22 protein-coding genes are annotated in these 22,444 nt (G+C 47.1%); 18 read left to right on the top strand and 4 right to left on the bottom strand.

The window, feature by feature from the left end; translation table 11 throughout:
- Positions 1 to 61 precede the first annotated feature (61 nt).
- Entirely contained in the window at positions 62 to 2,269 is a 2,208-nt protein-coding gene (gene bglX / locus T359_RS0109095; RefSeq protein WP_026517201.1) for a beta-glucosidase BglX, read from the bottom strand.
- Positions 2,270 to 2,527: 258 nt separating this feature from the next.
- On the opposite strand from bglX, the gene T359_RS0109090 reads away from it, so the two are divergent.
- The 7 genes from T359_RS0109090 to T359_RS0109060 all read left to right on the top strand — a co-directional run bounded on the left by T359_RS0109090 (position 2,528) and on the right by T359_RS0109060 (position 7,925).
- Positions 2,528 to 4,360 (top strand): zinc ribbon domain-containing protein, encoded by a 1,833-nt coding sequence (locus T359_RS0109090; protein ID WP_026517200.1) that lies wholly within the window; start codon positions 2,528 to 2,530, stop codon positions 4,358 to 4,360.
- A gap of 106 nt (positions 4,361 to 4,466) precedes the next feature.
- Entirely contained in the window at positions 4,467 to 5,261 is a 795-nt protein-coding gene (locus tag T359_RS0109085; RefSeq protein ID WP_026517199.1) for an AIM24 family protein, read from the top strand.
- An 11-nt stretch (positions 5,262 to 5,272) separates the two neighbouring features.
- Positions 5,273 to 5,797, top strand: coding sequence for a MotA/TolQ/ExbB proton channel family protein (locus tag T359_RS21530; RefSeq protein WP_026517198.1), 525 nt, complete (start codon positions 5,273 to 5,275; stop codon positions 5,795 to 5,797).
- 12 nt (positions 5,798 to 5,809) lie between these two features.
- Complete coding sequence (locus T359_RS0109075) at positions 5,810 to 6,331, top strand: hypothetical protein (RefSeq protein WP_026517197.1); 522 nt, start codon at positions 5,810 to 5,812, stop codon at positions 6,329 to 6,331.
- Between the two features lie 3 nt (positions 6,332 to 6,334).
- On the top strand, positions 6,335 to 6,820 hold the full coding sequence (locus T359_RS0109070; protein ID WP_026517196.1) for a hypothetical protein: 486 nt from the start codon (positions 6,335 to 6,337) through the stop codon (positions 6,818 to 6,820).
- The gene (locus T359_RS0109065) at positions 6,820 to 7,284 is read left to right on the top strand and encodes a hypothetical protein (RefSeq protein ID WP_026517195.1); all 465 of its coding nucleotides are present in this window, start codon (positions 6,820 to 6,822) and stop codon (positions 7,282 to 7,284) included. Before T359_RS0109070 ends, T359_RS0109065 begins: the two co-directional genes overlap by 1 nt.
- A 2-nt stretch (positions 7,285 to 7,286) precedes the next feature.
- On the top strand, positions 7,287 to 7,925 hold the full coding sequence (locus T359_RS0109060; RefSeq protein WP_155840068.1) for a hypothetical protein: 639 nt from the start codon (positions 7,287 to 7,289) through the stop codon (positions 7,923 to 7,925).
- Positions 7,926 to 7,988: 63 nt separating this feature from the next.
- On the opposite strand, the gene T359_RS0109055 is transcribed toward T359_RS0109060, so the two are convergent.
- Positions 7,989 to 9,995, bottom strand: coding sequence for a right-handed parallel beta-helix repeat-containing protein (locus T359_RS0109055; protein ID WP_026517193.1), 2,007 nt, complete (start codon positions 9,993 to 9,995; stop codon positions 7,989 to 7,991).
- 238 nt (positions 9,996 to 10,233) lie between these two features.
- Between T359_RS0109055 and T359_RS0109050 the strand changes: the two genes are divergently transcribed.
- From T359_RS0109050 to T359_RS19890, 6 genes are all read left to right on the top strand, one after another.
- Positions 10,234 to 11,283, top strand: a complete 1,050-nt coding sequence (locus T359_RS0109050) for a LacI family DNA-binding transcriptional regulator (RefSeq protein WP_026517192.1) — start codon at positions 10,234 to 10,236, stop codon at positions 11,281 to 11,283.
- Between the two features lie 30 nt (positions 11,284 to 11,313).
- The gene (locus T359_RS0109045) at positions 11,314 to 12,222 is read left to right on the top strand and encodes an ABC transporter permease subunit (protein WP_026517191.1); all 909 of its coding nucleotides are present in this window, start codon (positions 11,314 to 11,316) and stop codon (positions 12,220 to 12,222) included.
- A gap of 12 nt (positions 12,223 to 12,234) precedes the next feature.
- Complete coding sequence (locus tag T359_RS0109040; RefSeq protein WP_026517190.1) at positions 12,235 to 13,161, top strand: carbohydrate ABC transporter permease; 927 nt, start codon at positions 12,235 to 12,237, stop codon at positions 13,159 to 13,161.
- A gap of 63 nt (positions 13,162 to 13,224) precedes the next feature.
- Positions 13,225 to 15,009, top strand: coding sequence for a sugar ABC transporter substrate-binding protein (locus T359_RS0109035; RefSeq protein WP_026517189.1), 1,785 nt, complete (start codon positions 13,225 to 13,227; stop codon positions 15,007 to 15,009).
- A gap of 160 nt (positions 15,010 to 15,169) precedes the next feature.
- The gene (locus T359_RS0109030; RefSeq protein ID WP_026517188.1) at positions 15,170 to 15,469 is read left to right on the top strand and encodes an ATP-dependent Clp protease adaptor ClpS; all 300 of its coding nucleotides are present in this window, start codon (positions 15,170 to 15,172) and stop codon (positions 15,467 to 15,469) included.
- Between the two features lies 1 nt (position 15,470).
- Complete coding sequence (locus T359_RS19890; RefSeq protein WP_035784092.1) at positions 15,471 to 17,690, top strand: AAA family ATPase; 2,220 nt, start codon at positions 15,471 to 15,473, stop codon at positions 17,688 to 17,690.
- Between the two features lie 71 nt (positions 17,691 to 17,761).
- On the opposite strand, the gene T359_RS22455 is transcribed toward T359_RS19890, so the two are convergent.
- Entirely contained in the window at positions 17,762 to 17,926 is a 165-nt protein-coding gene (locus tag T359_RS22455; protein WP_155840066.1) for a hypothetical protein, read from the bottom strand.
- A 109-nt stretch (positions 17,927 to 18,035) separates the two neighbouring features.
- Between T359_RS22455 and T359_RS0109015 the strand changes: the two genes are divergently transcribed.
- Positions 18,036 to 19,073 (top strand): M42 family metallopeptidase, encoded by a 1,038-nt coding sequence (locus T359_RS0109015; protein WP_026517187.1) that lies wholly within the window; start codon positions 18,036 to 18,038, stop codon positions 19,071 to 19,073.
- A 219-nt stretch (positions 19,074 to 19,292) separates the two neighbouring features.
- On the opposite strand, the gene T359_RS0109010 is transcribed toward T359_RS0109015, so the two are convergent.
- Positions 19,293 to 19,550: a hypothetical protein gene (locus tag T359_RS0109010; protein ID WP_026517186.1), complete on the bottom strand. Its 258-nt coding sequence runs from the start codon at positions 19,548 to 19,550 to the stop codon at positions 19,293 to 19,295.
- Positions 19,551 to 19,864: 314 nt separating this feature from the next.
- Here T359_RS0109010 and T359_RS0109005 point away from each other — a divergent pair, with 314 nt between their 5' ends.
- The 4 genes from T359_RS0109005 (at position 19,865) to T359_RS0108990 (ending at position 22,250) form a co-directional block, all read left to right on the top strand.
- Positions 19,865 to 20,326, top strand: coding sequence for an Hsp20/alpha crystallin family protein (locus tag T359_RS0109005; RefSeq protein ID WP_026517185.1), 462 nt, complete (start codon positions 19,865 to 19,867; stop codon positions 20,324 to 20,326).
- 254 nt (positions 20,327 to 20,580) lie between these two features.
- The gene (locus tag T359_RS19885) at positions 20,581 to 20,796 is read left to right on the top strand and encodes a hypothetical protein (RefSeq protein ID WP_035784090.1); all 216 of its coding nucleotides are present in this window, start codon (positions 20,581 to 20,583) and stop codon (positions 20,794 to 20,796) included.
- A gap of 6 nt (positions 20,797 to 20,802) precedes the next feature.
- Entirely contained in the window at positions 20,803 to 21,600 is a 798-nt protein-coding gene (locus T359_RS0108995) for a mechanosensitive ion channel family protein (protein WP_026517184.1), read from the top strand.
- A 38-nt stretch (positions 21,601 to 21,638) separates the two neighbouring features.
- The gene (locus T359_RS0108990; protein ID WP_026517183.1) at positions 21,639 to 22,250 is read left to right on the top strand and encodes a thymidine kinase; all 612 of its coding nucleotides are present in this window, start codon (positions 21,639 to 21,641) and stop codon (positions 22,248 to 22,250) included.
- Positions 22,251 to 22,444: the final 194 nt, after the last annotated feature.

Here is a 22,444-nt window from a genome sequence, read left to right as displayed (position 1 = left end):
GTAGAAATGGACCTGGGGGACGGGGGTGTAGGACCATTTCCCAGTCCCCCAGGTCTATTCATCAAATCAATTCAAATTCTGCCGCATTCTCCGTACAGGAGCAAAGTCCCACAAACACCTTGAACTTACCTGCTTCACTCTCAAAGCAATTGTTCATAGTCCAGAATCTGAGCATATCCTCAGTGATTTTGAATGATACCTCTTTTGATGCGCCGGGAGCAAGGGTAACTTTTTCAAATCCCTTCAGCTCTTTTACCGGGCGAACCCTGGAACCAACCATATCTCTGATGTAGAGCTGCACAGTTTCCGTAGCCTCTGCATTTCCAACATTCTTAACAGATACAGTTGCTGTGATTCCTGCAGCATCTGCTTTCTCCAGCTTTTCAGCTGAGAGCTTCACTGCAGAAACTTCAAACTTAGAATAGGTAAGTCCGTATCCGAAGCGGTATCTGGGCTCATTTGGACAATCCAAAAATCTTGAGGTAAACATTGAAGGCCCCTCTGTAGGCTTGGGTCTTCCTGTGTTGTAGCTGTCATAGTGAACAGGAGCCTGTGCTGCGGTGTAAGGGAAGCTCATGGGAAGCTTACCCTGAGGAGAAAACTTGCCGCTGATCACATCTGTAACAGCGTGAGCGCCCTCTGTTCCCGGTCTCCAGCAAACAAGAAGAGCATCGGTCTTCTTTGAAATATCATCAAGCTCCAGCGGTCTTCCGTTGAAGATAAGAGTTACAGTCTTTTTTGCAACCTTCACAACTTCCTGGAAAAGAGCAAGCTGAGGAGCGGGAAGGGTGATGCTTACGCGGCTGGTGGATTCTCCTGACTGACAGATGTCTTCGCCCAGGCAAAGGACAACTTCGTCGGCCCACTTGGCCGCCTCAAGAGCTTCTTTTAACAGAGCCTCTTTTTCTGCATCGGAGAGCTTACTTGCGAAGGTCTCCCTTGAAAGCTCAGTTCCATCCTCCAGCATCTCACAGCCCACTGCAAATCTGCACTCCACATCGCTTCCGTCATAGAGCTCTTTTACCGCGGTCTCAAGACTGATGGCGTGGTTCTCGTCGCAGGAGATCGCCCAGGTGCTGTGGAGATTTCTGTCTGTAACATAAGGTCCGATAAATGCCAGCTTCTTAGCCTTAAGAGGAAGGGCATCATTTTTATTTTCCAAAAGAACAAAGGACTTTCTTGCGGCGTCCCTGGCTACTTCTCTGTGCTCTTTACTAAGGGCAAGCTTCTCGAACTTGGCAGCATCTGCGCCGTGGTAAGGATCCTCGAAAAGACCCAGGTCGTTCTTGAGCTTCAGAACTCTCATAACGGCTTCATCGATAAGGTCTTCCTTCAGCGCACCCTCTTTTAACAGATCCTCCAGATTGTTCTGGTAGCAGTCGGTGCACATGTCGATGTCAACGCCGGCTTCCAGGGCAAGGCGGGAAGCCTCCTTGAAGTCCTCGGAAAGGCCCCAGTTCTTGATCTCAGCGATGGCAGCCCAGTCGGAGATAAGTACTCCGTCAAACTTCATATCATCTCTCAAAATATCTCTCATAAGCCACTTGTTGGCTGAGGAAGGAATTCCGTTTAAGGTGTTAAAGCTGGTCATAACGAGCTTCGCTCCTGCGTCGATTCCTGCTCTGTAGCCTGGAAGATACTGCTCCCTCAAGGTGTGCTCCGAGAGCTCAACATTGGTATAATCTCTTCCTGCCTCTGCTCCGCCGTAGGCTGCAAAGTGCTTGACGCAGGCAGCCACGTGATCCGCATCCTTGGGATCCTCTCCCTGATAGCCCTCGACCATGGCGGCCACCAGGCGGCTGTTTAAGTATTTGTCCTCGCCGGTGGACTCAAGAACACGGCCCCATCTGGCATCTCTTACAAGGTCAGCCATAGGGGAAAAGGTTACCTGAACTCCGTCAGCGGAGGCCTCTTTTGCCTGAACCTCAGCGCCCTTTTTTACGGTATCGGGATCGAAGGTCGCACCCTGACCAAGGGGACAGGGCATAACTGTCTTATGTCCGTGGATAACATCCAGCATAAAGAGCATAGGGATGTGGTGGGGCTGATTTTTCATATGAGCATCCTGCAGGGCCTTGATCCTGTCAGCGCCCCAAAGTCCCAGGGTGCTTCCTGCCAGCATCTTGGCTCTCTCTGAGCCGGTGGCCTCCGCAAGACCTGTAACAGCGGCGTCCCCCTGGAAGACCCAGCCCGGCAGCTGCACCAGCTGCATGATCTTCTCTTCAAGGGACATATCCTTTAATAAATCCTTTAAATCGGTTTCTTTCATAGTTGTAATTACTCTCCCTCTTCAATAAACGGTTTGTCCGGTTTCCGTAGATAAGTCCTATTCTATAGGTTTTTCGGGGAATAGTCTACGCATATAATGCTAATTTTGACGGAAACCAAGAGCGGAATATTGGTTTCTTGCGGAATATCTGGGGGTTGTTCACAAAATGGGCATAATTGTGTGTTAAAGTAAGGCGTCTTATTTAGTGGGTGGGGGACCCACAGGAAAAAAAGTATGTGTCAGGAGGAAAAAAGAATAATGTTTTGTCCAAATTGTGGCGCCGAAATGCAGGAAGGCGCGAGGTTTTGTCCAAAATGCGGAAAGGAATTGAAGCTGCCTTCAGGTGGGGAAACACCGGTTGAAACCGTGAAGACTGAAAATACAGCAGGAACTGAAAATACAGCAAGCGCTGTAAATACTGTGAACACTTCAACAGCTATGCCGCCAGTGGGGGCTGACGTAACAGCTAAATTGAAGTCACTGCCCCTTGCGAAGATCTTCGCAGCAGCTGTGGGCGTACTGGTAGTATTGTTTGTCGTAGTCAGCATTGTGAAAGCCGATCCCAAGGTTGACCTTGATAAGTATGTTGTTATCGAGACTGAGGGCTATGACGGATATGGAACCGCAAGAGCCCACATTGACTGGGAACAGGTTGAGAGCAAGTATGGCAAGAAGCTTAAGTACAGAAAGAAAGCCAAGAAGGAATACGGCAATCTTCTTACTCTTTTAACACCAATGGATTGCATGGAGCAAGCCATTGATGTGGAGCTTGAGAAAAACAAAGAACTTACAAACGGTGATGAGATCAGTTACTCCTTCAAGATCGATGAGGAGCTTGAGGATGTTGTTACCTGCAAGCTTAAGTATAAAGATAAGTCAAAGCACAAGGTTGATGGCCTTACAGAGATCGGAAGATTCGATCCTTTCGAGGAACTGGAGGTTGAATTTACAGGAACAGCTCCTGAGGGAAGAGTAGATTATGAGTATTCAGGAGACTTTGTTTCCACCTACTCTTTTAACTGCGATAAGTCATCAGGACTTAGAAACGGCGATGTTGTCACAATTTCTCTTGATGCCGGCGATATGAGCTATTATGCCAAGAACTTCGGAAAGATCCCTGTGAATACATCCAAGGAATATACCGTATCCGGCCTTGAGGAGTACGTTAGCCAGTATGCTGATCTTACCCCTGAATTTATTGAAGAAGTTAAGAAAGAAGCAGAAGACACATTCCTTGCATATACTGCAGGAAGTAATGGCCGTAATTATACTTTCAGCGACTTTGAATATGCAGGATACATTTTTGATGCCATTAAAGATACAGACACATATTTCAGCAGCTACAATTATTTATATTTAGTCTACAAGAGCACTGTAACTAATGAAGAAAAAGAGTACGAACCTAAGACTCTCTATTTCTCTTTATTCTTCAGCGATATTCTTAAGAGTGATGAAGGAATAACTTACGGAGAAAAAGGCGATCTTCTCGGATATACATACTTTGACTCATGGAATGGTATATCTGCCCATGAGAATCTGTTTGATTTATATCAGGATGTCACAAATTCAGAAAACTTTACTTCAGAGAGCGGCGACGGCTTAGAGGTATTTGAAGGATACAAGCTTGTAGAGAGCCTTTCCGATGTATCTGACAGTGCAAGAAGCAAACTGTATGAGGATGCCAAGAAAACAATTGAGGCTTATATTGCTGATGACTACACCGATGGAGTAGTATCAAATCTTAAGACTGAAGGCGAGTATTTACTTATTGCCAAGGAGGAAGCAAGAGATTTTGAGGATAATAACTGCATAATGATAGTATATTCAGCTACAGTTTCAAGCTCAGGCGGCCATTATGATGATACAGTTATCTACTACCCTGTAGAATTGTGCGGACTGGCTAAACTTCCTAATGGTGACCTTGTATATAAACTGAACGATGGAATTTACGGTCAGACAAGTATGGGTGATTCCTGGTATTACACAAAGGGATACGATGACGGTGAGGAGATGTACTCATCTATCATTACAGCTCATCGCGACAGCTTTACTTATGAAGTTTCAGATTCTCTTAAAAAGTTCGGTGAATAATAATATATGATTTTTCAGGTGGTACCGGGATTAATCTCCCGGTACCATTTTCTATTATCCGGGGGAAGTGATAAAATATCTGAAAGAAGAAAGTTGGGGAGGGGTTATGATCACTACAAATCTGTTCAATTCTTCGGACGCTAAGAAAATCACCCTGAGCAAAGGAATATTTACTGTTGTTGAGTATGAGAGGGACTTATCCGTGGAGCCTGAAAAGGCTGAGATGGCCTACTTTGCTGCCATGATGGATGTCAGAAAAAGGCAGCTTATAGCCCAGCTGGACGGCACCGGCGGCGTAATCACCCAGAAGGGCAGCATGCAGCTGATGCTGGGGGACCTGGAGGCTCGCACCGACATTTCAAGTCTGGGCAATCTGGTAAAAAAGTTTGCGGCAGGCAAGGTAACCGGTGAATCCGCCGTTAAGCCCCTTTATACCGGGGAGGGAATCCTGGTTCTGGAGCCTACCTTCAAATATATTATTATCGAGGACCTGGAGGACTGGCATGGAAATCTCACCATTGAGGACGGCATGTTCCTGGCTTGTCAGGACACCGTTGATCTCAAGGTGGCGGCAAGAACCACTGTATCCTCAGCAGTTCTGGGGGGAGAGGGACTTTTTAACACCAGCATTTCAGGAGAGGGCGTGGTGGCCCTGGAGAGCCCCGTTCCCAGGAGCGAGCTCATCGAGGTGAACCTGGAGGACGACGTTCTTAAGATAGACGGCAACATGGCCATAGCCTGGTCCACGGGCCTTAAGTTCACCGTGGAGAGGACCACACCTACACTGGTGGGTTCCATGGCAGCAGGGGAGGGACTGGTAAATGTATATCGCGGCACCGGCAAGGTGCTGATCGCACCGGTGCAGAATAATAGGGGTATATCGAACCCTAAGAGCAAATAAGGAGAGGGACAATGGGAATCAACTTAAGTATTTTAGAGTGGATATATAATTTTGTGATCGTTGTGGTGGGAGCAGATATTCTTATCAATCTCATGATGATCCACAGCAAAATGAAGGACATCAAGGACAGATCCGGAAATGCCTACAACAGCACCAGCTCCTGGGCAAGAAAAAATGACAAGGGAAATCTGGAACAGAGCACCACTGTAACCTTTGAAAGACAGAAGCACGAGCCCCTTCGAAAGGAGTTCAACAAGTACTATATCACCTATCTGAAGTACACAAGCCTTATTTCCGTGCTTCCTCTTTTAGGCCTTCTGGGAACTATCCTGGGACTTATCCCCGGACTTTCCGCAGTAAAGGAGCAGAACTTCGAGGTGCTCTACACATCTCTTTCAACAGCCCTTACTTCAACCATGATCGGACTGGCATTTTCCATTTTCCTTAAGATATATGCAGCAAGAAAACCGGACCAGATGGTGAACGCCATAGAGACAGATTTTGACGAGATAGACAGATTGTATGAGATGCAGTAAAGCGGGGATGAGATGAAGAGAAGAAACAGAAGACAGGGGCCGGATATAGACCTTACGCCGCTTCTTGATGTTATTTTCATCGTGCTGATGGTGGTGATGTGCCAGCAGTCCCTGACATCAAATGCGGAAAAAGAGGCTCTGACCGAGCTTGAAAACAATATGGAAGTAACTCAGGCTGAGAATGAGATCATGAAAACTCAGCTTGAAACTTACGAGACTGAAGATCAGCTGGTGGCCTTTATCACGCTGAATGCTGATTATGAAAAGAATGATCCAAAGACCAGACATATAAGGCTTGCCTACAACGACGAGACGGTGATCGAAGATATTGTCATAACTCCCGACACCCAGGTCCAGGCCTATGATCAGTTTGTTTCTGAGATCAGTGCATTTGTGGAATCCAAGAAAGGGATGCCGGTGCTGCTTACCCTGCAGGATGAAGGCATCCTTTACAGGGATCATGTGAGACTGGAAAAAGAGATAGCGCAGCTTCAGGAGACCTACAGCAACCTTTATCTGACAGGGCAGGAGTAACGTATGAAAATTGTGATTGCGGTTCTGGCCCTGCTGATCTTTATAAGGTTGTTTTTGTGGATCAGAAAAAGGGACGGAGCTTTCAGGAAAAATGTAAAACCCAGGGTGTATGCACTGGTGCTGGCAGCAGTTGTGGCAGCTATAGCTATCTGCAGTTACCTGTCTGTGAAGCAGCTCACCATTATGCTGAACGTGGCGGAGCAGATGCCTTTTTTGAAGGAAGCCACTTATGAAAAGAAGGAGGAACCTTCCGAAACAGAGGCCAATACCCTGGTGATCGAGATCTCCACAGAGGGGATAAATGTCGCGGGCAAGGACTACAGCGGCTTTGAAGAGGCCAAAGATAAGATAACGGAAAATGCCATGAAGAACGACAAGGTGCTTCTTATAGATAACTACGCGGCCAATGTGACCTATCAGCAGGTAAAGGATCTTATCCTCAGCGTTGGCATAGAAGAAGGAAACATTCAGGAGAAACAGGAGCCTTGATGAAAAAGAGTAGAACAGGGAAAAACTTAATAATTCTGCTTTTGGTCATGCTGCCCCTGTTGATTGGAGCCAAATTCCTGGACCTGGAGCTTAGAAACGTGAAGGGGGATCCTCTGGTGGATATGACTCTTCTTGTAAATGGAAACAGTGTTAAGGCGCAGCCCGCAGATCCGGATGTCGACTACGAGGGGCAGGAAGAGGAAAAGCCCGCAGAAAGTGAAGCCTCGGTAAGGATCATCAACGATAAGAAAAAGAGTGTGGCCATCAGAGTCTCCAAGGATCAGGTCTACATCGACAATCAGCTGATCGTGGGAAAGCCCTTTGAAAAGTCCTTTGAAGAGATCTACAAAAGCGGCATGAGTGTTGAAGTAACAGATGACTATGGGGATTACAGGGCCATGAAGAAGGTCTTGGATTACCTTGATGAAGCAGGGATTTTTTACAGTAAAAAGGAGACGAGATGAGCATGAGATTTAATTCTAAAAAAATACTTGTCATCATGCTGGCCGTGCTCCTTATGCTGCCTGTAATGGGAGCCGGATCCTCCGGCGGAAAGGTCAAGCTTGACCTGGATGACTATCATGCAAAAAATAGCAGCACAACCATCGGAACCTCAGGAACAGAGCGGAGTATCGCCGATGGGGATATCACCTTTAGGATACCGGATTCCATGACCAGGGTGGATGACACTGAGATCTTTAACAAGCATATCTCCGATGAGAAGGATGGGGAGATGTACCTTGACGGCAACGCCCTCTTTGGAATCTTCTATTTTGACAATGATTATTTTGTGGATGTCCCGGAGGAAAAGGACGAGACCAATGCCATCGAGAGGGCCATTATTTCCAATATTTGTCCCTCGGAGGAAAAGCGCCTTAAGTGGAACAGCCTTACCCTGCGGCACTATTTCTATCCCACAAGCCAGAGTAAATCCCTGGCGGGACTTAACTTCCACCACTATGTGGGCAAGTATGAGAACTTCAGAGTGGAGTTCGCTTTCACTCCCACGGATAAAGGTATCTGCGTAATTCTTTTTATCTACAACCATGACGGAACAAAAGCGGATGCAGCGATATCTGTGATGGAGAGCCTGAGAATCAAGTAGTCCATTTATCTTTTAGAATAGCAAAAGAGGGGAAGATTCCCCTCTTTTTCATTGTTGAATTTATTAGATTTTCAGCGCCTTCCAAACCGGCATCTCCTTAGCGGAAAGTTCCGCAAGCGGTCCCGGAATAGTCGAAGTTCCTCTGTGGTTTCCAAGCAGATCCCTGTCGAATATAATATCCGTTCCGTCAGGATTTTCAAATCTCTGCTCCGGCTCGAAGGCTTTTCCTAAGATCTCGGTGGAAATAATGCCATCTGTGAAATCTCCAAGCTCTTTTGCAAGATTAGTCTTTAAGAAATAATCCCCGTTCTTTTCTGAGAGAGAAACAGTTATCTTGGCTGCTTTGTTAACCAGCTTGTTCTTCTCTTTCTTATAAACGGTGGCCCCGTTAAAGTACGCATTTCCCTCGATCCATACCGGAAGGTGACCGAAGTGAGCCTCTGCCAGGCCTCCCATGTCAGGATTCTTACTGAAGTCAAACTGGTCGTTCCACTCCTTCGGTGTGGGGAAGATGTCGAAGGGCCCTGTTCCTACTACCTGATAATCAGCGTCCTGAGCAGTTTTCTTTTTGTCGGTTATCTTATGCTGCTGAACGAAGATGTTGTTGTAAATTCTGTCATCACCGTGGAGGATAGTCATAAAGCCTGCAACCTCTGTGCGGTGACGGATGTGATAAGGAGTATATCTGGGCTCTCTCTGGTTATTTACAATGCTGTCAACTCCTGAGTTGATGAGAGAGAAGGACCCCAATATCAGGTTGTGAACAACGGCGATTCCTTCACTGGGAATGGTGATTGAAACCGGTGAAAGAAGCAGGTTGTTGTCCACAAGCGTAGGACCGTGGCCGACTTCGATAAATACATCTGTACTGAACATGGCGCCTTGAGCCTGCTTTTTGCCCTCGGGCCTGCAGTTATCGTGCATGACATTCTGGGAAACTCTGGCACCCTGTGCCTCCCAGTCAAGCCATACACCCATGATGTTGTGGTGAATATGGTTACGTCTGATGGTTACGTCAATTCCTGCGTGAAGCTTGATTCCGGCTGTCTCTGCGCCGCCCAGCTGAGCTGAGGTGCAGTTGTCGTGGATGTCGCAGTCCTCGATGGTTGAGAAAACAGCGCCCATTCTGCCCACGATACCGGTCTGTTCGTTATGGTGAACATGACATCTTCTAACGATGTGATGTCCGATCTTCTCCTTGAGCCATCCGTGGTACTGGCCGCGGCAAACGGCGTCGCGCTCCATCTGTGTGGGGCTCTTTACCTGTTTCTTTGTAAAATACATATCGTTTTCAACGTCCAAATATTTTCCCAAAGAAATTCCACAGCATCTGCTTCCGTAGATCTCGCAGTCCTCGATGATCCAGCCCATACTCCAGTGGGGGCCGATCATGCCGTCCTGGTAAGCTGCCGGAGGAGCCCAGGTGGTGGCTGCCTTGTTGATGTTAAAGCCACTGACTGTGATGTAGTTGATGTGATTTACCTTGGGCATAAAGCAGTTGCGGCGAACCGTGAACTCAACATTTTCCTTGTTGGGATCCAGCTTACGGAAGTTACCGTAGATAACGGTCTTGTCCTCCTTCTGCTCTGTGAACCACAGGTACTGCGATCCCTCATCATCCCAGGCAAAAGAATCAACGACTCCATCCTGGCAATCCTTGAGGGTGTTGGTCTCGTACATCATTCTGTCATTAAGGAAAAGACATCCTGTATGTCTGATATTAGGTGAAAAATACCAGTCGCCGTAAACAATGGTGGTATAGGGGTTATAGTCACCGAAAATGCTGTTGTCCACAGTGAATTTCCATATGCTTCCCTTGACCTTCTCCCAACCGGCGGCCTTCTCGGCTCCGGTGATAACAGCTCCGAGGGGCTCCGCAGAGCGGTAAACAATGGGAGCGTCCTTGGTTCCGGCGTTCTTGGGAACAACGTGCTCTCTGTAGATTCCGGGCTTAACTACGATCTCGTCCCCGGCAACTGCGATCCTGGCAGCGTCATTTATGTGCTTAAAAGGTCTTGCCTGACTTCCGTCTCCGTCGCGGAAGGAAGCTGCGTCAACATAGTAGATCATAAGGTCTCCTTTCGGTCAATATGCTGTTAAACCTGACAATAGTTTAAGGATAAACTTGGGATATGTAACAATACTAAAATTATGCCTTATCAAAGTCAACTAATAATTGCACAACACACTTCTCATTTTTTGCTATTTTATGTGCAGTTTAACAAGAAACATATTGACAAGTAATTGCCGTAAGCGCAATAATAAACTCAAGTTTAACGATTAACAAAGCATTGCGCGAGGGAACCCAATGGTGACGCTAAAAGAGGTCGCTGAAATCTGTAATGTCTCGGCAACTACCGTTTCCAACGTTATAAACGGCAAGGCCAAGACCAGCGAGGAGACTAAAAACAGAATACTGCAGGTTATCAGGGAAACCGGCTACAAGCCCAATTACATGGCCAAGGGCCTTCGGGGCAAGAAGACCAGGACTGTGGCGATCATTGCCGAGGACATTGAGCAGTTCACTTCTCCGACCATCATAGAGAGCATCATGAGAAGCTGTGAGCAGGAAGGGTATCGGGCAATCGTTCACAATCTGCGACTTTATGACAGGTGGAGTGACACCTGGTACGGCAAGGAAGAGGAGTACCATTCAGTTCTGGATCCTGTTGTGAAGGACGTGCTGTCAGAGCAGGTGGATGGGGTCATCTATCTGGCAGGTCATTCAAGGATCATTACTTCTTTTAATGAAGATTTTCCGCTTCCGGTGGTTATGTGCTATGCATATTCCAATTCGTCCAACGTACCGTCAGTGGTTATAGATGATGAAAAGGGCGCCTATGAGATGACTTCCTATCTGATAGGCCTGGGCCATGAGCGTATCGGTTTTATCGGCGGCAGAATGGAGAACATACACACCGCCAAGCGTCTCATGGGTTATCAGAGAGCTCTTTTTGAAAACGGCTTATTGTACGATCCGGAGCTGGTGTACTACGGGGACTGGAGCAGAAAGGCCGGCTACCTGGGAGCAGAGCAGATCATTCCCAAGGAGGTCACAGCCATTTTTGGAATCTCCGACAAGATGACCGGCGGCATCTATGATTATCTGGAGGAAAAAGGAATCGCCATCGGCAGAGATATCTCTGTGGTGGGCTTCGACAACGAGATCATCGCGGAGTATTTCAGACCGCAGCTTACGACCACAGCGCTGCCTCTTAAGGACATTGGAAGGATAGCGGCAGAGCTTCTTCTTACAAGACTTGAGGGCTCAAACGGGGAAGAGCCTGCAGAGCGGGATCCTGTGGTGGTGAAGGTTCCATGCAAGCTCATTAAAAGGAAATCTGTAGTAAAGAAGTAAAGTATTCGGGGAAATCAGGAGGAGTCAGAGGTGACTAAGAAAAAAGCCTATTCTTTTAAACTGTTTCTGCTTGTATTACCATTCATTATTTTAGTTCTTTTGTTTTGCTACTATCCGCTGTACGGCTGGATGTACGCTTTCTACGATTACAAACCGCCAAAGACCCTGGCTAACTGCCCCTTTGTAGGGTTTAAGTGGTTTGCATCCCTGGTCAGCAGCGAGACCAAGATAAAACAGATCATTCAGGTACTTAAAAATACCTTCGCCATGAGCGGAATCACCATCGGAACCAGCTGGCTTCCAATGCTCTTCGCAGTATTTCTCAATGAGATCAGAGGAGTTAAGTTCCGCAAATTCGTTCAGACAGTAACAACACTTCCCAACTTCGTCAGCTGGGTAATGGTTTACTCCATCGCCTTCGCACTTTTTAACAGCACAGGTATGATGAACTCCCTTCTTATGAAGTACGGTGTCATCGAGCAGCCCATTCTTTTCCTGCAGTCCTCGTCCCATGTGTGGTTTGTGCAGTGGCTGTGGCTCACCTGGAAGAATCTGGGCTGGGCAGCCATCATGTACATCGCAGCCATCGCCAGTATCGACGGCGAGATGATCGAGGCGGCAAGGGTGGACGGCGCCACCAGAATGCAGATAATAAGGCACATTACGATACCAAGTCTTTTGCCTACATATTTCGTACTTCTGGTGCTTAACGTGGCCAACTTCCTCAACAACGGAATGGAGCAGTACTACGTATTCCAGAACGCTTTCAACAAGGAATACATCCAGGTTCTTGACCTTTATGTTTACAACCTGGCCATGGGCGCCGGCGGATATTCCGTTTCCGTAGCCATCAGTATGTTAAAGAGCCTTGTAAGTCTGGTGCTTCTTGTTGTTGTAAACGGATTATCAAAAGCCATCCGCGGCGAAAGTATTCTTTGATGGGAGCCTGTTATGAGTCGAGAAAAAGAGATTAAGAGCAATATAAAAGTCAGTGCCGGAGACAGGACAATGGAGATCATCTGCTACATCATTTTTTCAATAGCAGCTTTCCTTTGCCTGTACCCCTTCTATTACATATTGATAAATACCATAAGTGCCAACGATATCAGCGCCAGAGGAGACGTGCTTTTCTGGCCGAAACAGATACATTTTCACAACTACGTGTCAGCCTTCAGGATCGACGGACTTCTTCAGGCTTTCAAGATCTCACTGCTTCGTACCTCTCTTGGAACTGCCCTGACCGTCTTCGCTTCCGCTTTCCTGGGATTCATGTTCACTCAGGAAAAAATGTGGCTTCGTAAGCTCTGGTACAGGCTTATCGTAGCAACCATGTACTTCAACGCCGGAATCATTCCCTGGTTCCTGGTTATGAAGCAAATGCACCTGACCAACAATTTCTGGGGATACATACTTCCCGCGGTGGTTTCACCCTTTAACCTGATCCTCACCAAGACCTTCGTTGAGTCAGTGCCCAAGGAACTTCAGGAAGCTGCTGAGATTGACGGAGCAGGGATCCTGACCATATTCTTCAGGATCATCATTCCGGTTATCAAGCCCATCATGGCCACCGTTGCTATTTTCTCAGCGGTAAGCCAGTGGAACGCTTTCCAGGATACACTGCTTCTCATGACAGATACCAAGCTGTATCCTTTGCAGTTCGTGCTTTACCAGTACCTGAACCAGGCCAGCTCACTGGCATCTCTGGCCCAGAGCAACAGCAGCACCCAGTCACTGGCAGCTGCCGCAGCCACCACCCAGACAACCACCAGTGTACGTATGACCATCACGGTTATTGTAGTTCTGCCGATCATGCTTGTTTATCCTATTTTCCAGAAGTACTTTGTAAAAGGTATCATGATAGGAGCCGTGAAAGGCTAATGCCCACTACTTTGTGAGTAGCCCCGGAACGGGGATGTTTATAAGAAAAAAGGAGGAAATGAAATGAAGTTTAAGAAATTTGCGTCTCTGGCACTTTCAACAGTTATGGCAGTTTCAATGCTGGCAGGCTGCGGCGAGACAGCAGCAGACACCACAGGCGGTCAGGCTCAAAGCGGAACCAAGACCGAAACAACCACCACAACATCAACTGACACTACAGGCGGCGACACAGCAGCTGCTCCTGCGGCTGCCAGCCACGACGAGACCTACACTGTAGATTTCTACAATGTAGCAGCTAACTTCCAGGGCATTCAGTCCGGATGGTACGGCAAGATTTTGAAGGACAAATTCAACTTAGAGATGAACATCATCGCTCCGCAGGTAGCCGGTGACGGACAGACACTTTATCAGACCCGCTGCGCAGCAGGCGCTCTGGGTGATCTCATCATCCTTGACAACGCTGATGCTCAGGAGTGTATCGAGACAGGTCTTGTACATGACCTCACAGATGTGATCGAGAGTTATCCTAACCTTGCTAAGTACATGTCACAGATCAAGCAGTTCAACTCAATGATGGGCGACGGAACCAAGATCTATGCTATTCCTCTTGAGATGAACAACAACGGACCTACAGCTTACAAACAGCTTCACGTTTATTCATATCCTCGTATGGGATGGGATATGTATAAGGAAGCCGGATCACCTGATCTTAAGAACCTTGATGACCTTCTTGCATGTCTTAAGGACATCCAGACAGCTCATCCCAAGAACGACAAGGGCGATCCCGCTTATGCGATCAGCCTTTGGAAGGACTGGGACAGCCAGTACATGGAGTGCGTAGCTCAGCTTACAAAGTGGTACGGACAGGAAGTTAACGGATCTGTTCTTATCGGAACAGATCACTCCATCGCTCCTCTTACTGACAAGAACGGCGCTTACTACAAGATGCTCAAGTTCTTCTATCAGGCAAATCAGATGGGCCTTGTAGATCCTGACTCAGCTACACAGGACTGGAACTCAATGGTTTCCAAGATGCAGGACAAGAGAGTTTACCTCTACTGGTACAGCTGGCAGTATGGTTTCTGGAACACTCCTCAGAAGGGTAACGAGGGAACCAACTACATCGAGATCCCTGTAGCAGATACCAACCTTTATCAGACATCTGATACATACTACGGCGACGGACGTGTTCTTTGCGTAGGTTCACAGGTTTCTGACGAGAACTTCGCAAGACTTATGGAGTTCCTTGACTGGTATGCTTCTCCTGAGGGAGTTCAGATCCAGCATGGCGGTACAGAAGGACTTATCTACACTGTAGAAAATGGCAAGTACACACTTACAGAGGACGGTCTTAACAGATTCTCAGCAGAAGTTGCTGTTCCTGAAGATATGGGCGGCGGAAACTGGAACGACGGTAACAACCAGATCAACCAGTGGATCGTAGCTTCCTGCGATATTAACCCTGACACAGGCGAACCTTATGCAACAGATATGTGGTCAACAACCATCGAGATGAACCAGACAACAACCACCAAGGAGTGGACAGAGAAGTTTGGCGCAGCTGATGACGTTGAGTACCTTACAAAGAACAACATGATGACAGTAGTTCCTAGTATCAACATGGCTCTTGCTATCGATACAACAGACATCAGCCTTATCCGTAAGCAGTGCGGCGATATCATCAAGGATGCTTCCTGGAGAATGGTATTTGCTAAGGACGACGCTGACTTCGAAGCTCAGTGGGATGACATGACCAGCCAGCTCGAGGGTCTTGGATGGGCAGATCTTACAGCCTTCGATACAGAGAAGTATCAGCCTATGCTTGATGCAAGAAAAGCAGCTCAGTAAGAGTTTTTCCTCTTAAAACCACTCAACATATAAAGGAATGCCCGCAACTTCTGGTAGTTGCGGGTGTTTCTTTTTTACTTTAAAATCATATGATATAGGGGCATAAGTCATGGAGCAATTCGTATTTCATATGCTATATGAATCAAAGAGGTGAAAAGAAGTGGCAACAAAAAGTTCTACCAGATCCCGCACCTCAAGCAGGATCAAGGAACCCAAACAATATAATGTGATAATGCACAACGACGACTTCACCACCATGGATTTTGTGGTGGAGATCCTGGTGGATATTTTTCACAAGGACGAAGTCAGTGCCCAGGCCATTATGCTGAACGTCCACAAGAAGGGACATGCGGCAGTGGGCAAGTATCCTTACGATATAGCAGTCAGCAAGGTAAGCCTTGCGCTGGAGAGAGCTAAAAACCAGGGATTTCCCTTTAGAATGACAGTAGAAGAGGCATGATATGGACCTTTCCGAAGAAGTAAAAATATTATTTGAAAAAGCCATAGGCTACGCCCATGACAAGGGCTATGAGTTTGTGACACCGGAGACAATACTTCTTTTTATCCTGGATAATGAGGAGTTTAGGGTGTCCTTCGAGGAGTGCGGCGGAGACACACAGGTGCTTAAGGAGAACCTTCTTGAGTATCTTGAAAAGTATGTGGAAAAATCTGAGACCGCTACCCCGCAGCTATCTGTGGGCTGTTCCAAGATGCTGAATTTTGCCACCAACAGCGCCTACAGCAGCGGCAACAAGGAGGTCTGCATAAGGCATCTTATCCACGCTATGTGGAACCTTGAGGACAGCTATGCCGCTTATTATATGGAGCTTCAGGAGATCACGGAGCCGGCCCTTTTGGACCAGCTCACCAGGGCAGATGACTATAGGGAGGCCTACGGCAAGGATGAATCCGAGGAAGCCGCCAATGAAAAGGACGATTATGCCAATCGCTGGAAGCTCTATGCGCCATGCCTTAACGACACCTTAGAGGACGTGAATCCCCTGATAGGCCGTGAGACCGAGCTTGAGAGGACCATTCAGATCCTTTGCAGGAAGGATAAGAATAACCCTCTTCACATAGGAGAAACCGGCGTTGGCAAGACAGCCATTACCTACGGCCTTGTACAGCTTCTTAATGAGGACAAGGTTCCCGATGCCATAAAGGGGGCTAAGGTTTTTGCCCTGGATCTTGGAGGAATGCTGGCAGGAACCCAGTACAGAGGCGACTTTGAGAAGCGCTTCAAAAAGGTTCTGGCGGAGATAGGAAAAGAAGAAAAGCCGATCATTTACATAGATGAGATACACAATCTCTCCGGAGCGGGAGCTGTGGGAGAGGGCTCTTTTGATGCATCAAACATGCTAAAGCCCTACCTGTCCGACGGTCGGATCAGGTTCATCGGAGCCACCACCTTCGAGGAGTACAAGAAATATTTTGAAAAGAACAAGTCCCTGACAAGGCGCTTCCAGAACGTGGAGATCAAGGAACCCACTGAGGAAGAGACCGTGAAGATATTGGAGGGCCTTAAGGATAAGTACGAGAAGTACCACGGCGTGAAATACGCCAAGGGCCTGATGGAATATGCCGTTTCCATGAGCGCCAAGTATATCAATGAGAGATTCCTTCCTGACAAAGCCATCGACATCATCGACGAGGCAGGCTCCTTCCGTAAGCTACATCCTCTGAAAAATAAAAAGGTCCAGACCGTGGATAAGGACGTGGTCAACGAGATCCTCACCAAGATCTGCCGGGTTCCCATAGAGACCGTGGAGACCGATGATGTTGCCGGACTGGCAACCCTTGAGGACAGGCTTAAGTCCAAGGTCTTCGGACAGGATGAGGCCATAGCCCAGGTCACCAATGCGGTGAAGTTCTCCAAGGCGGGACTTATCGAGGAAAATAAGCCCCTGGCGAGCCTTTTATTTGTAGGTCCCACCGGAGTGGGCAAGACTGAGATCGCCAAGACCCTGGCCCAGGAGCTTGGTGTTAAGCTGATCAGATTTGATATGAGTGAATATGGAGAGAAGCACTCCGTGGCCAAGCTCATAGGCTCCCCTGCGGGCTATGTGGGCTACGAGGAGGGCGGTATTCTCACAGAGGCCATCAGGAAGACTCCTTCAGCGGTGCTTCTTCTGGACGAGATAGAAAAGGCCCACGCTGATATCTACAACGTTCTTTTGCAGGTTATGGACTACGCCACCCTCACAGACAATCAGGGCAGGAAGGCGGATTTCAGGAACGTCATTATCATCATGACCTCCAATGCGGGAGCCAATCGCCTTGGTAAGAGCGGCATAGGCTTCTTTAGCGAGAGCCAGGACAGCGCCACCCTTATGGACGCCGTGAAGAACACCTTCCAGCCTGAGTTCAGGAACCGTCTCAGCAAGATCGTGGCCTTTAACAGCATGAATGACGAGATGGCAGATCTTATCGTTGGCAAGAAACTTGGGGAATTAAAGAATCAGCTGGCGGCCAAAAAGATCTCTTTTACCGCTGATAAAAAAGCTAAGGACCTTGTCCGCAAAAAGGGTGTAAGCCAGGAATTTGGCGCAAGAGAGATAGACCGCGTCATAAGAAATGAGATCAAGCCCTTGTTTGTGGATGAGATGCTCTTCGGAGGGCTTAAGAACGGCGGCAAGATCGCACTGACAGTGAAGGACGGAGCCTTTGGCATCAAGGGGTAAAAAAGCACAAAAAAAAGAAGAGTAATGAAAGCTCACAACCTTTCTACTCTTCTTACCGGTTTTGCAGCAGGTCACTCGTTAACTGCTGCAACGAGGGGCACCTGAGTTTCAACAGTTGAAACAGTAGAAGCAGCCTCGTTTTCGGAGAAAGAACTTTCTCCACTTCTTCCCCCCAACGCCGCGAATGCGATCATTGAGATCACCATCGCAAGAATCACAAGATTTTTATGTTTCATAATTTCCCTCCCTCAAAAGAAATCACAAACATCACTCGTTTATACTAACACAGACTGACTGAAATAAAAAATTAAAAAATTATTAAATATATGAAAGAAGGTTACTGAAATGAGCTATGAACTTAATGAAGAGAGATTTTTGAAGGAGCTGGAGGCTGAGCTGGCCATCGATTCAGTTACAGGCCAGTATCACCAGCTTCAGGACTATCTGGATAAGGAAATAAAGGCTCTGGGCTTTAAGACCTGGACCCTTAACAAGGGCGGCCTTATGGTGGAGATAGGCGGAGAGGGCAATCCTCTTCTTATCACAGCCCACGGTGACACCATTGGTCTTATGGTTCGCCACATCAACAGCGACGGAACCATCAAGGTATTTAAGGTGGGCGGCCTTTACGCTTTCCACACAGAGCGTGAGAATGTCCGCATCCACACCCGTTCCGGCAAGGTCATCACAGGCTGCGTTCAGAGAAAGAACGCCTCTGTACACGTTACAGAGGATGAGCTTCGCAAAGAAGTTCCTGACTTTGACACCAACTCTTTTGTGGTCCTGGATGAGGATGTAAAGAGCGCAGAGGACGTAAGAACCCTTGGAATCGATATTGGTGACTACGTTGCCCTTGAACCCAGATTTACTGTGGCAAACGGCTATATCAAGTCACACTTTATCGACGATAAGGCATTGCTGGCCCTTACCATGGAGCTTCTTCATGATGTTAAGGATGGCAAGGTTGTCCTTGGAAGAAAGGTATATCTCTATGTTTCCTTCTACGAGGAGATAGGCCATGGCGGATCATTGATCCCTGAGGATGTAAAAGACTTCCTGGCTCTTGATATCGCCTGCATCGGACCTGAGCAGACCAGCTCAGAGCGCAAGTGCTCAGTATTCTGCCAGGACAGCAGATTCCCTTACAACATCGATATGAGAAACGAGCTGGAGGAGGCCGCAAGAAAGGCCGGCGCAGACTATGTTCCCGACAGCTTCACACCACACTACGGAACAGATGCAGATCCTGCCCTGGTTGCAGGCTTTGATATCCGCCACGGCGCCATCGGCCCCGGCACCAGAGCAAGCCATGGCTATGAGAGAACACATATCGACGGCCTTAAGAACACCTACAAGGTTCTTGCCCAGTATGTAGCAAAATAAATCAATGATCCAATATAAAGCAAAAGCGCAGTCTGTGGGGGACTGCGCTTTTCATTGCTATGAAAAAGTATTTGTGTGGGATCAAAAGGAGGTGTGGGTGTTCCTTTTGATGAACTTATAATACAACGCGAACCTTAATCGAACCTTAAAGTATGAAAAAAAATATAAAAAAATGGGCCGGCATTTTTTACCGACCCGTAATTTCGATATTCAATTCAATTATTTGGCGGGAACCCAGGTGATTCCGTAGAGCTGCTCCATGAGCTTTCTCAGCTCATCCTTCATGGAGTTGCAGGCTGAAGCCTCATCCACAAAATTCATAACGCCGATCTTTTCCTTTTTATCCTGGAAGAATACCTGCCAGCCGTTCTCAGTCTTATCAAGACAGATCCTGTTCTTATGATGACCGCCGATCTTATAGAGCTTGGACGGTACAAGATGCTCTTTGAAATATTCCTTAAGTTCTTTGGTGTTCATAGGCGCCTCCCAAATATATGATAATTAATCATCCGAATAATGATAGTTTTTAATGTTGTCACATGTAGTTTTGATTACTACATATAATATAGCACATGACTATATGCATTGCAACCCACAAATAGGGGCTCTCTTAAGGATCAATGGAACTCCATAACTTTCTAAAAAATGAAGTTTATAATTATTTTAGAAAGTTGGGAGTTGACATTTTGTTCTATGTGTTCTATAACATACTTGTAAAGAGAAATTAGCAGCCGCGATGTTCGAGTGCTAATAACTTTCAAAAATATATTATAGAAAAGGAGTGAGGACTTATGTTGATGCCTATGTTATGGAGTAACGGAGATGTATTTGATGAGATGGACAATTTCTTCAACGGAATGTTCGGTGAGGAAAGTCCCTACAGGAACTGCAACAGACAGTTCGAGAATATGACCAGCCTTATGAAGACTGATGTCATCGAGAAGGAGAACGGATATGAGCTCCAGGCAGAGCTTCCGGGATTCAATAAGGAAGATATCAAGATCGATCTTAAGGACGACGTTCTTACAATAAGTGCTGCTCATACAGATAACAAGGATGAGAAGGACGAGAACGGCAAGTACATCCGCAGAGAGAGAAGAAGCTCTTCTTACCAGAGATCCTTCAGAGTAGAGGGCCTGAAGCCCGAGGATATCATCGCCCAGTACAGGAACGGTGTTCTTACGGTAGACCTTCCCAAGAAGCAGCTGGAGCAGAAGAAGGACGAGCCCATCCGCATTGAGGTTAAAGACTGAAACCTTTCATAAAATTCAGATAATTAAATAGATGATTAGGTGAACAAAATTCCCTGCTGTTATGCTATACTGATATGGCTGACAGCAGGGAACTTTTTTGTTTAATAGGAAATTCCTCCGAATTTCCTATTAAACAAAAACGCTCCGCTATGGATGCGCACTCGCGCGTATGGTATTTGTTGCATAAATGCAACCGCGCTCGGCGCGAGCATGTTGCAAGCAACATGCTTTTTTATAATAAGGAGATTTATACAGTGGCAGAGAATAAGCTTGAATATGAGGGGTACGTTGGTACCGTTAATTATGATAAGAAGTGTGACTACTATACAGGGGAAGTGGTGATCGACGGTCGCACTTACACCTACGAAGGGGAGACTCTTGAGGAGCTTAGGGAGGACTTCGAGGATATCATTGATTCCATGATCGCTTTTGAAGAAATGGGCGATGATGAGGATGACGAAGAGGAGTAACAGGTTTTGGATAAAAAAGTTATTGGGGATGTTATACAGGCATTTTTAAAGTATGTACTGCCTTTTCTTGTGGCGTACGTTCTTAATATTCTGATGAGTAAGTTCGTAAGTAAGGAAAGGCTTCGGGGTAAGCTTCACCTTATTTTCTTAAAGGGCATTATCATGGCCATGTTCTGGGTGATCGCAGCACTTACCGCCCTCAGCGGTATTCCTGCATTCTCCAAGACCTGGGAGACAGCCATCGCTTCTTCCGGAATCGCAGCTGTGGTTCTCGGTCTTGCGGCCCAGTCCACTTTGGCTAATGTCTTTTCCGGAATTGCCTTATCGGCATCAAGATCAAGGCCCTTCGATATCGGCGACAGGGTTAAGATTGATTCTTTTGATCCCGGATATGTGGAAAATATCACTTTGAGACATACGGTGGTCAAGACCTATCAGAATGAGATCCTTTATATTCCCAACTCCACAGTGGGAAGCTCGGTTATTGTGAACTACACCCAGGAGAGATCCTTTTCCTATCCTATCGAGGTGTCTGTGGCCTACGGAACAGATATGGAGAAGGCCATGGGGATCATGGCTGAGGCCATTGACTCACATCCGATGCACTTTGGACCAAGACCCACTGTTCTATGCAGGAGCTGCGATGACAGCGGCGTTACCTTAAGGGCGCTGGTTACCACCAGGGATTACAAGGACAATCCTGTGACCTGCTCAGACTGCAGAGTTGAGGTTATGAAGAGATTTGCCGAGGCAGGAATCGAGATTCCATACAACAAGCTGGTGGTATACAAGGGAAACGAATGATTTTTCCTGAATAAAAAATAAATTGGGGGAAGTGTAAAATGGGAAAGCTATATTTCAGATACGGAGCTATGGGGAGTTCCAAGACAGCCAATGCGCTGATGGTTCGCTACAACTATCTTGAGAAGGGGCAAAATGCCATCCTCCTTAAGCCCAAGACTGAGGACAGGGACGGAGAGAAGGTTGTTAAGTCCAGAATAGGCCTTGGCGCCGAGTGCATCTTTGTGGAGGACTTTTTAGAGGAGGTCACAACCAAGTGGTTCACCAAGGAGTCTGACGGCTGGAAGAACCTGGACTGCGTCATCGTTGACGAGGCCCAGTTCCTGACCGAGGAGCAGGTTGATCTTCTTGCTGAGGTAGTGGATAAGTATGATCTTCCGGTTATCTGCTACGGTCTCAGGACCGACTTTACAAGTCACTTATTTACAGGCTCCAAGCGTCTTATGGAGATCGCCAACTATATCGAAGAAGTGCCCACAGTGTGCTGGTGCGGCCGCCGTGCCCACTTCAATGCCCGCGTAAGTAACGGCAAGATCGTCCGCAGCGGCGAGCAGATCATGATGGGAGGCAATGAATCTTATGTTTCTGTCTGCAGAAGACATTTCCTCTCCGGGGAAGTTACAGGAAGCAGAGAGAGGGATTTGGATATCTGATTTGCATTGGCTGGGGGGTATAGGACGGGGGAATGATAAGAATTGAATTTCCAGAAAATTTAGTCTTTTACCGTTTCTCTAAGGACTTATAATCTCTCAGCCGATATAGATTATACAAGCTATGGAAAGCGTGGATCTTCATGGAGGATATACCTTCAGTGTGGGGATTCACTTTTTTGTTGCCCAAAGCAAAA

The sequence above is a fragment of the Butyrivibrio sp. MC2021 genome, from assembly GCF_000621605.1.
Lineage (GTDB): Bacteria > Bacillota > Clostridia > Lachnospirales > Lachnospiraceae > Butyrivibrio.
Note: the sequence above shows the minus strand (reverse complement) of the source record. Positions and strands in the feature narration are given on the sequence as shown.

Coding starts and splice junctions, on each gene's coding strand:
- bglX (WP_026517201.1), bottom strand. CDS start 2,269: ATGAAAGAAACCGATTTAAAGGATTTATTAAAGGATATGTCCCTTGAA.
- T359_RS0109090 (WP_026517200.1), top strand. CDS start 2,528: ATGTTTTGTCCAAATTGTGGCGCCGAAATGCAGGAAGGCGCGAGGTTT.
- T359_RS0109085 (WP_026517199.1), top strand. CDS start 4,467: ATGATCACTACAAATCTGTTCAATTCTTCGGACGCTAAGAAAATCACC.
- T359_RS21530 (WP_026517198.1), top strand. CDS start 5,273: ATGGGAATCAACTTAAGTATTTTAGAGTGGATATATAATTTTGTGATC.
- T359_RS0109075 (WP_026517197.1), top strand. CDS start 5,810: ATGAAGAGAAGAAACAGAAGACAGGGGCCGGATATAGACCTTACGCCG.
- T359_RS0109070 (WP_026517196.1), top strand. CDS start 6,335: ATGAAAATTGTGATTGCGGTTCTGGCCCTGCTGATCTTTATAAGGTTG.
- T359_RS0109065 (WP_026517195.1), top strand. CDS start 6,820: ATGAAAAAGAGTAGAACAGGGAAAAACTTAATAATTCTGCTTTTGGTC.
- T359_RS0109060 (WP_155840068.1), top strand. CDS start 7,287: ATGAGATTTAATTCTAAAAAAATACTTGTCATCATGCTGGCCGTGCTC.
- T359_RS0109055 (WP_026517193.1), bottom strand. CDS start 9,995: ATGATCTACTATGTTGACGCAGCTTCCTTCCGCGACGGAGACGGAAGT.
- T359_RS0109050 (WP_026517192.1), top strand. CDS start 10,234: ATGGTGACGCTAAAAGAGGTCGCTGAAATCTGTAATGTCTCGGCAACT.
- T359_RS0109040 (WP_026517190.1), top strand. CDS start 12,235: ATGAGTCGAGAAAAAGAGATTAAGAGCAATATAAAAGTCAGTGCCGGA.
- T359_RS0109035 (WP_026517189.1), top strand. CDS start 13,225: ATGAAGTTTAAGAAATTTGCGTCTCTGGCACTTTCAACAGTTATGGCA.
- T359_RS19890 (WP_035784092.1), top strand. CDS start 15,471: ATGGACCTTTCCGAAGAAGTAAAAATATTATTTGAAAAAGCCATAGGC.
- T359_RS22455 (WP_155840066.1), bottom strand. CDS start 17,926: ATGAAACATAAAAATCTTGTGATTCTTGCGATGGTGATCTCAATGATC.
- T359_RS0109015 (WP_026517187.1), top strand. CDS start 18,036: ATGAGCTATGAACTTAATGAAGAGAGATTTTTGAAGGAGCTGGAGGCT.
- T359_RS0109010 (WP_026517186.1), bottom strand. CDS start 19,550: ATGAACACCAAAGAACTTAAGGAATATTTCAAAGAGCATCTTGTACCG.
- T359_RS0109005 (WP_026517185.1), top strand. CDS start 19,865: ATGTTGATGCCTATGTTATGGAGTAACGGAGATGTATTTGATGAGATG.
- T359_RS0108990 (WP_026517183.1), top strand. CDS start 21,639: ATGGGAAAGCTATATTTCAGATACGGAGCTATGGGGAGTTCCAAGACA.